Here is a 6,058-nt window from a genome sequence, read left to right on the forward strand (position 1 = left end):
CGAAGGTCATGCCGAGCGCAGCAACCAGCAGCACCGTGCCCTGTTGAAGCACGATGAGAAGGTTGCTGAAGGTCAGGAAGCGTGGCGAGGCTATCGAGAAGATCACAATGAGCAGGACGAGCATGGCAAGCGGAAAGCCGCGTTTGACGACTTCGAACCTGGCATTGACGCCGGGTTCCCTGGTTGCGTTCGGTCTCTTGGTGGCGATCGAGGTCACGTTCGTTTCCATGGTCAGGCCATATGTCCAATGATGTCATGCTCGGTGGCATCGGCTGCCGTCTCGATGCGATGCGTAATTTGTCCTTGCCGGAGCACCAGCAAACGGTCCGACATACCGATCAGCTCAGGCATGTCTTCTGAAGACAGGATCACGGCGAGGCCCTGCGCCGCCTTCTGCTGAATGATGCGATAGATTTCCGCGCGGGCGCCGATATCGACGCCGCGTGTAGGATTGTTGAGCAGGAGCAGACGTGGCTGGACAGCCAAGCATTTGCCGATCACCACCTTTTGCAAATTGCCGCCCGAGAGCGAACGGCAGGACGCGTCGACGCTTTGCGTCTTGATGCCGAACTGGGCGATGAGGTCACCCGCGATGGCAATGGCAGCGGCGCGATCGAAGAACGGCCCACGATGCGGTGGGCGGGCCATCACCAGATTGTCGAGGAGACTGAAGTCGGCGATCAGGCCTTCATTGTGACGGTCACCAGGCAAATGAGCGACGCCCTGTCGCCAGGCGAAAGTCGGACTCGACGGCGCGTATGAACCATTTGCAAGCTTCATCGAGCCACTGCGCAAAGGCAAGTCGCCGCAAATGGCTGCGAACAGCGCTTCGGCGCCAGCGCCTTTCAATCCGGCAAGGCCGAGGATTTCGCCGGCATGTACATCCAGGCTGACGCCGTCGAGTTCGCGCCCAACGGCGACCTCGCAGGCTTCGAAGACAACAGGACCCCGTCGCGGCTTGCCTGGATCTTTCGGCGGCCGCGGCGGATAGATGCTTTTCGCGAGTTCGCGCCCCACCATGCGGCGATGAATTTCATTGGGCTCGATCTCGGCCCTGCGATAGGTTCCGACATATTGCCCGTCTTTCAGGATCGTCAATTCATCCGCGACGGCAAGCACCTCGTCGAGATGATGAGAGACGAAGGCTACGGTCATCCCCTGCCCTTTGAGTTCGCTGATGACGCCAAGGACAGCCTGAACCTCTCGATGATCGAGATAGGCGGTGGATTCGTCGAGAAGGAGGATTTTCGGATTTGTAGACAGCGCTCGGGCGATCTCGATGCATTTCAGCTCGCCGAGATTGAGGCTGCCTATGTCGGCAGAGACCGATATTTGCGCGCCAATCCGTTCGAGGATCGCTTGCGCCGCCAATTCCATACGCCTGCGATCGACAAAACCGAGAGAGCCGGCGAACTGTCGCAGACGATCGATGAAGATGTTTTCGGCAACGGTCAGCGAACGGTTGATCGTGATTTCCTGGTATACAAGCGACACGCCAAGGGCCGCCGCACCGATAACACTTGGTGGGGCATATCTTGCGTCATCCAACGTCATAACGCCGCTGTCAGGCCGTTCCGCGCCAGCGAGCATACGCAAGGTCGTCGATTTGCCGGCTCCATTTTCGCCGACGATGGCGTGAACCATACCGGGCCGAAGCACCACCGATACGCCATCCACGGCGCGTGTCTGGCCGTAGCTCTTGCGCAGGTCGCTCGCAGTCAGTGTCATGAATTGAATACGCCCAAATGCCAGGCAGGTCCTGCCCGCAACCGTGGGATTGCAGGCAGGTCCAACCGTACGTTCAGTTGCTATATTGCATCTCGAAAACGGCTGGCTTGGCATCCTTGTTGTAGAAGCGGGAGTGCTGCCTGAAATCATATGTCGGCACGCCGCCAGGAAAGTCCTTCTCGAACTGCGCGACGCGATCCTTGGTCAGCGGCAGCAGCTTCAGCTTGACATTGTCGGCGCCCGCGGGAACCGGAATACCCTTGATCTGATCGAAAAGCGCGACAAGGGCGAAGCCGCCCTGAAGCCAATGACCGCCAATATCGAAAAGCAGGTCGCCGGACTTTACCGCATCGACATTCTCAGGGTTGAGATCCATTCCGACGACCATAACGTCCTTGCCGGGCGCTTTCCCGTGATTCTTGAGAGCAGCCATCACGCCGGTCGCAGTGCCGCCGTTCGCAGCCCAGACGCCGGTGATGTCCGGATTGCCCTGGAAGAGCGATTCAAACGCGGTCTGTGACGTATCACGGACGAAATTGCCATCGACTTCGCCGGCGACGCGCACATCGGGCGCTTCCTTGAGAGCGTCTTCCAGCCCCTTGCGACGATCGATGGCGACCGAGGTGCCGGCGGTGCCGTTCACCACGCCGATCACTTTCTTGCCATCCGACCCCGGCTTGATCGCTGCGAACAGCGCCTTGGCCATTTGGTATCCGGCGCCTTCATCGCTCGGCCCGATAAAGGCGATGTAATTGGGGAAACGCTCGGTTTGAGGCGAAAAATCCGGGTAGCTGTCGGTGAGAACGACCGGTATCTCGGCTTCCTTCGCCAAGGTAAGCCCACGAGCGGCAGTGGCCCAATAGGGTGTGAAAACAATGCCGTCAACTTTCTGGGCCACCAGGTCCTCAAGCGACTTGACCATCTGGTCGGGCTTGTTGTCGGCATTGAGCACGACGAGCTTTACCCCAAGCTCATCCGCTCCCTTCTTCATGAAGGCGACATAGCTGTTCCAGAATTGCGCATCCAGGGTCGGCACGACAACGCCGACCGTGGGTTCATCGGCAGCGACAGCCGCCGTTGACAAGACGGCCGCAGCAGCGGCGCCGACAAGGGCCGATTTCAGCTTCGACAAGAAAGACATGGTTCCTCCAACCCGGTTCGCAACAGAGCCAAGCGCTCTGAATCGCTGACTTAATTTCCCATTTTTTGACAAGAACTGCGCACTTGTCAGCGCCAATTGACGACGATTGACGATCATCGCTTATCACATATGGTCAAAATCAGTCAAAATAATTCTAATGAGGCCAAAAGCGATTGGAATTCGCTCATCGCCATAACAAACCAGTGGGCTCGCCGAATGGATTCGTGATATTCGCGATGCTGGGCTCGCCATGATTCCGGCGAGCGTGTTGCTGCACTGTGCGGAGATAGGAACGTGGCAAGGAATGTTCGAAAATCAACGGTGGAAGATATGGCGCCGTCAGCGTCCGCCGGGTCATGGGAAGACGATGGCGGGCGTGGACGGGTCGATCTGATCCCAGCCAAGCGCCATGCTTTCATTCTCGAATGCCTTAAACGGGAAGGAACCGTTGGCGTTCAGGAACTCATCGATCTCATCGGCGCGTCACCTTCGACCATCCGGCGCGACCTCGAGACACTGGAACGGCAGGGAGCATTGGAGCGAACGCATGGCGGAGCAATGCTTCAACGCACGGAACTCGCCACCTTCGAGCCGGATCTCGCCACTGCCGCACACTTCGCCAGGGCTGAGAAGGAGGCCATAGGTGCGGCCATGATGTCGGAACTTCGCCCCGGCCAGAGTGTCATTTTCGACGCAAGCACGACTGTTCTGGAAGTCGCCCGCGCCATCGCGGCTGCACCCATTGCGCTTACTGCCGTCACCAACAGTCTGGCGATCGCGCAGATACTCGCAACCGTGCCGGGAGTACGCCTCGTCATGCTTGGAGGCACCTGCAAGCCGGGTTCCCTAACTCTGGTTGGCCAGCCTGGCGAGAATTTCCTGCGCACCATCCACGCCGATGTGGCAATTCTGGGCACGCATGCCATCACCGGGGACATGCTCACGGAGACCTCGCTCGAGGTCGCGGCGATGAAGCAGGCGATGATCGCCGCGGCACGCCGGGTGGTCGTGCTTGCCGACAATTCCAAATTCACCACTCCCAATTTCTGCACCATCTGCCGCCTGTCCGACATCCACCAGGTCATTACCGATGACGGCATCGATCAGGCCAACCTCACCAATCTTCGGACGCTCGATGTGAACGTCCGCGTCGTGCGCGTCAGCCGTCCGGGTTCTTCAGTTGAGCGCTCTTGAGACTGTCGATATCCGGATCATCGCGGACGACCTGACTGGCGCTCTGGACAGCGCGGTTTGCTTCGCCTCGCCAGGCCACGGTGTCGGCGTGAGCTGGCAACTGGATCGTGCGCTCTCGGGGCGTTTGGCTGTCGATATCGCCACACGTGAGGGTGCCGAGACAACCGCCGTCGCGAGACATTCGAGGTACGCGCCGTGGCTTGCCGCCGGACAACTGAGTTTCAAGAAGATCGACAGCCTTCTGCGCGGTCACGTCATCGCCGAAATACAAGCCTGCATCGTCGAGGGTGGGTACCAGCGCGTTGTTCTGGCACCCGCGTTCCCCTTTCAGGGCCGCGTTACACGTCTTGGGCGTCAATGGCGGCTCGACCGGTCCGAAATGGTAGGTCCCGACATCGTCGCCGGCCTGGGTCAGCGCTTTTCGTCTGGCCGGTCGGTACCGGGCGCGCGGCCGGTTCATTTCATCACACTCTACGACGCCGAAACGGACAAGGACCTGGACGAAATCGTTGCAACGGCGAGCGCGCCGCGGACACTCTGGGTTGGTACGGGCGGCCTGGCTGCAGCGCTGGCACGGCACGTGGGCACGCCACGCATGCCTATTCCGGCATTGCCCGCCCCGTTCCTTGGCCTTGTCGGCACAAATCACGAAGTCACGACGGCGCAGGTGGCCTGCTTTTCCGCCAGCCATGCGGACGCGCATATCGTCGTGGAACGCGACATCGACAAAGCGAAAAGGGATTTGGCGAAACGGATCATGAGAGGCGCGCCATCGGTTGTCACCGTCGCTGCATCGGGTGATCGCCACGCGGTGGCGGATCATATCGGCAAGGTGTTTGCCTCGCTTCTCGACGGCTTGCCACTGCCCGGAACGCTGCTCGTCACCGGCGGTGAAACATTGCGATCGGTGTGCTCCAGCCTGGGCGTCGTCGAACTCACGGTCGAGAGCGAGATCGAGCCGGGGCTTCCGATTTCCAGGATCGAAGGCGGTGTTTTCAAGGGGCTGGCCACAATCTCGAAATCTGGCGCATTCGGCGACAGCGCCCTCTTCTGCAGGCTCGCGACTCCAGCCCATCGCTGATCAGGACCGTCGCCGGCCAAAGGCATGGGGCGGGTCATTCGCGCCGGTCAAATCACGTCCAACGACGGTTCAGCAGCCCGGGGATATGGGCTCGCCCCCCTCGGAGGGGTTGAAAACATGCCGATTTTCACCGCACCGTTGATTACGAATGACCGCGAAAGAAAACTATTGCGCATTGATGGTTATAAGGCTTAGAAGATGCTCACAATTGACCAATTAGAGGCGTTCATGTCTGGTCCAAGACTCGGCATCACAATGGGTGATCCTGCGGGCATCGGCCCCGAGATCATCGCAAAGGCATGCGCACGGCTGAAACCGCGCCTTGCCGACGGATCGTTGTCCCTTCTCATAATCGGCAGCGTCACCGCGATGCGTGCGATGGAGTCGATTTCCGGGCGCATCGAGGAGGAACAGCCGTCGGCTTCGGCCACCGGGGTTTTTCCGCCGCTAGCCATTCTCGAAGCCGGCCCCGAACGCACACCTATCGAGACAGGCGTCTTGTCGGCGGAAGGCGGGCGCCTCGCCTATCTGGCGATCGAAAAGGCCGTTCGCCTGGCGCAGGCCGGTTCAATTGCGGGCATCGTTACGGCTCCCCTCAACAAGGAGGCGCTCAATCTGGCCGGCTATCATTATGCCGGTCACACCGACATGCTGGCAGAACTGACAGGCGCCCGCGATTCCGTGATGATGCTCGCCCATGGCGATTTTCGCGTCAGCCACGTCTCGACCCACGTCGCGCTGGCCCAGGTTCCATCGAAACTGACCGAACCTCGGTTGCGGCGGGTTATCCAGTTGACGGTCGAGGCGTTGCACGGCCTTGGCATTTCCCATCCCCGAATTGCGATTGCCGCGCTTAACCCGCACGCCGGCGAAGGCGGCATTTTCGGCCGGGAGGATATCGACATCACGACCCC

General features: G+C 60.0%; 5 protein-coding genes and 1 pseudogene. 3 read left to right on the plus strand and 3 right to left on the minus strand.

The features are described 5' to 3' along the window. The 3 genes and pseudogenes from EN984_RS19195 to EN984_RS19205 form a co-directional block, all read right to left on the minus strand. Positions 1-229, minus strand: a pseudogene (locus EN984_RS19195) (hypothetical protein); the annotation flags it as partial. 2 nt (positions 230-231) lie between these two features. Then, positions 232-1,728, minus strand: coding sequence for a sugar ABC transporter ATP-binding protein (locus EN984_RS19200; protein ID WP_164750984.1), 1,497 nt, complete (start codon positions 1,726-1,728; stop codon positions 232-234). 73 nt (positions 1,729-1,801) lie between these two features. Next, positions 1,802-2,869 carry an ABC transporter substrate-binding protein gene (locus EN984_RS19205; RefSeq protein WP_127372127.1) on the minus strand — a complete coding sequence of 356 codons (1,068 nt, stop codon included), beginning with the start codon at positions 2,867-2,869 and terminating at the stop codon, positions 1,802-1,804. Positions 2,870-3,199: 330 nt separating this feature from the next. On the opposite strand from EN984_RS19205, the gene EN984_RS19210 reads away from it, so the two are divergent. The 3 genes from EN984_RS19210 to EN984_RS19220 all read left to right on the plus strand — a co-directional run. Continuing rightward, positions 3,200-4,063: a DeoR/GlpR family DNA-binding transcription regulator gene (locus EN984_RS19210; protein ID WP_164748685.1), complete on the plus strand. Its 864-nt coding sequence runs from the start codon at positions 3,200-3,202 to the stop codon at positions 4,061-4,063. Beyond that, on the plus strand, positions 4,050-5,144 hold the full coding sequence (locus EN984_RS19215; RefSeq protein WP_127268458.1) for a four-carbon acid sugar kinase family protein: 1,095 nt from the start codon (positions 4,050-4,052) through the stop codon (positions 5,142-5,144). The genes EN984_RS19210 and EN984_RS19215 overlap by 14 nt, the downstream gene beginning before the upstream one ends. Before the next feature lie 255 nt (positions 5,145-5,399). Further along, the coding region (locus EN984_RS19220) for a 4-hydroxythreonine-4-phosphate dehydrogenase PdxA (protein ID WP_127383882.1) at positions 5,400-6,058 on the plus strand (659 nt) is incomplete at its 3' end.

Source organism: Mesorhizobium sp. M7A.F.Ca.CA.004.12.1.1 (assembly GCF_003997835.1).
In the GTDB taxonomy this organism is placed as follows: domain Bacteria; phylum Pseudomonadota; class Alphaproteobacteria; order Rhizobiales; family Rhizobiaceae; genus Mesorhizobium.